The following is a 2,530-nucleotide window of genomic DNA, read 5'->3' on the forward strand; positions in this document are numbered from 1 at the left end:
GGAAGAAAATGTCTAAATCTTTGGGCAATTTCATCACTATCCGTCAGTTGTTGGATGGGCAGAATGCACCGGAGGCGATGGCGATCAGGTTATTTGTTTTGCAAACAAATTACAGCAAGCCGATCGATTTTACCCAGGATGCGATCGCATTCGCCCAAAATAGCTGGAACACTCTTAAAGAAGGTCTGTTGTTTGGCGATCGATTCGGTTCTGGGCTAGGTTGGAAATGGGAAGCAGAGGAAAATCCCTCCATCCAAAATCCCGAAGTGGAAAAATTCCAAGCCGCGATGGATGATGACTTCAACTCCCCAGTAGCTTTGGCAGTTTTATTCGAGTTAGCCAAAGAATTAGGCAAGGAAGGTAATATCCTCGTCCACGAAGGCAAAACCAAGACATCGCCGGAAGTGTTAGAACAACAATGGCGCACCTTAGTTACGCTTGCAGGAGTTTTGGGATTGTCAGCCAAGCCAGAAGATAAACCATCTCAACCTTCTGATGGTTTAAGTGATGCGACAATTGAAGCTTTAATTGCACAGCGACAAGCAGCAAGAAAAGCGAAAAACTTTGCCGAAAGCGATCGCATTCGCAACGAACTGCAAGCCCAAGGCATTACCCTCATCGATACCCCACAAGGTACGCGATGGCATCGCAATTAAGGAATTTCAGATTTGAGATTGTAGATTTCAAATTTGTGATTTAAAATTTGTCATCTGACATTCTCCCATCCGGAATAGTAATGATAAAAAAACCCTAGAGAAATCCTCTAGGGCTTAACCAGGGTGCATCTACCATTCATTTTTTCTTCCGTCATTACTTCTATCCGGAACCTCTAACGATTTTAGATTTTGGATTTGGGATTTTGGATTGAATTAAAATCTAAGATCGGCAATTTCAAAACACCTATTCTCTTACCGCTCTTTCTCTAGCCCCTTACCTATGTCTCCCACTCCCCCCCTCTCTCCAGCAGTTTATATTGTAGGTGCCGGCCCGGGCGATCCGGATTTATTGACCGTCAAGGCACAGAAAATTTTGGCGCAGGCAGATGTCATTTTATTTGCTGACTCGCTGGTGCCAAAACAAATTTTACAGGGGGTGCGTACTGATGCAGAAATTATCCGCACTGCAAATAAGACGCTAGAAGATATTCTGCCGATCATGATAGAGAGGGTGCGATCGCACAAATCTGTCGTCCGTCTCCACTCCGGCGACCCCAGTCTCTACAGCGCCATCCACGAACAAATGCTAGCTTTGGCAGAAGCAGATGTTCCTGTTGAGGTCATACCCGGAATCAGCGCTTTCCAAGCAGCTGCCGCCAAGCTGAAAGTCGAGTTAACTGTACCGGAACTCGTACAAACAATTATCCTCACCCGCATTAGCGGTAACGCTTCATCTGTACCCGAACAGGAAGAATTGGCAACTCTGGCGGCGCATCAAGCGAGTTTGTGTCTTTACCTGAGTGCGCGTCATGTGGAAGATGCCCAAATCAAACTGATGGAACATTATCCCGCCGATACACCCGTAGCGATTTGCTATCGGCTGGGTTGGCCTGATGAAAAAATTTTACTGCTTCCCCTGCATCAAATGGCAGAGGTAACGCGGCGAGAAAACTTAATCCGCACCACGCTTTATGTCATCAGTCCGGCTTTGGCAGCAGAGAAAGGACGATCGCGTCTTTACCATCCGCAACACTCCCACTTGTTCCGTCAGAAGTCAGCCAATGGATAAAATCTTGTCTTTATCAAATCTGTTCGTAGTTTTTGGTAGTTTAGCCTACACAAAAATTACGCAAAATGTATTGCTTAAGACAGTTGTTAAAGAATCTTAACTTTTTCCAAGATGTATACAGACACACCTAAGCAAAATAATTATGGTTTCGCCCTGGCGAAATCCACTCCCCCAGGGAAAGTACACAAACAGCCGAGTTGTTGTCTACTTTTACTGTGGCAGATGGGTTCCTGTGATGTATTATTCTTTAGAAAAAGCGATCGAGCTTTACCGTAAATCGAAGCTAAACGGAAAAGAAATCTTCGCTTTTCCCGCCAAATTGAACCCTAGTGACTTCTGCGCTGAATTAACGGCACATTCTTGCAGTTGCGGGGATAACAATAAAGCTTACAAAGCCAAGCTTTCCACCCAAGCGATCGACAACCCCAGCGATACAGACAGCGTTCCCGATGGTTACGCACCGCTAGAAGCAGAAGAGATCGACCAGCTAACGCCGACAGAAAGTTCTACAAATTAAGTGCAACGCTACCCTGAAGAATAAGCTACCTTTGGCAAGAGTGTCTTGGAGAAAACGGCAAATGAAAGAAATTACGCGCCGGAAATTTATGATTGTGAGTACGCTGGCAGCTGGGTTTGCGTTAGCAGTGCAGCCAATTTCTGCCCAAGTTATCAATACAAATACTCAAGGATTGATAGCTGGAGAAGTAAAAATTCCCGTCGAGGATGGTGAAATTCCAGCTTATCGCGCTATGCCTGCAACTGGCAGTAATTTTCCCGTAGTGTTGGTAGTGCAAGAAATCTTTGG

General features: G+C 45.4%; 3 protein-coding genes and 1 pseudogene. All 4 read left to right on the plus strand.

Features of this window, described 5'->3' with window-relative positions:
- A partial coding sequence (locus H6S82_RS28660) for a DALR domain-containing protein (RefSeq protein ID WP_347339563.1) occupies positions 1-656 on the plus strand: 656 nt, incomplete at its 5' end.
- Between the two features lie 280 nt (positions 657-936).
- On the plus strand, positions 937-1,725 hold the full coding sequence (cobM, locus tag H6S82_RS28665) for a precorrin-4 C(11)-methyltransferase (RefSeq protein ID WP_190464977.1): 789 nt from the start codon (positions 937-939) through the stop codon (positions 1,723-1,725).
- Positions 1,726-1,960: 235 nt separating this feature from the next.
- A complete protein-coding gene (locus H6S82_RS28670) occupies positions 1,961-2,242 on the plus strand; it encodes a hypothetical protein (protein WP_190464978.1) in 282 nt (93 codons plus the stop codon).
- A 61-nt stretch (positions 2,243-2,303) separates the two neighbouring features.
- Positions 2,304-2,530: pseudogene (locus H6S82_RS28675) on the plus strand (carboxymethylenebutenolidase); the annotation flags it as partial.

Origin of the sequence: Planktothrix sp. FACHB-1355 (assembly GCF_014748295.1) — a bacterium.
Taxonomy (GTDB): domain Bacteria; phylum Cyanobacteriota; class Cyanobacteriia; order Cyanobacteriales; family Aerosakkonemataceae; genus Aerosakkonema; species Aerosakkonema funiforme_A.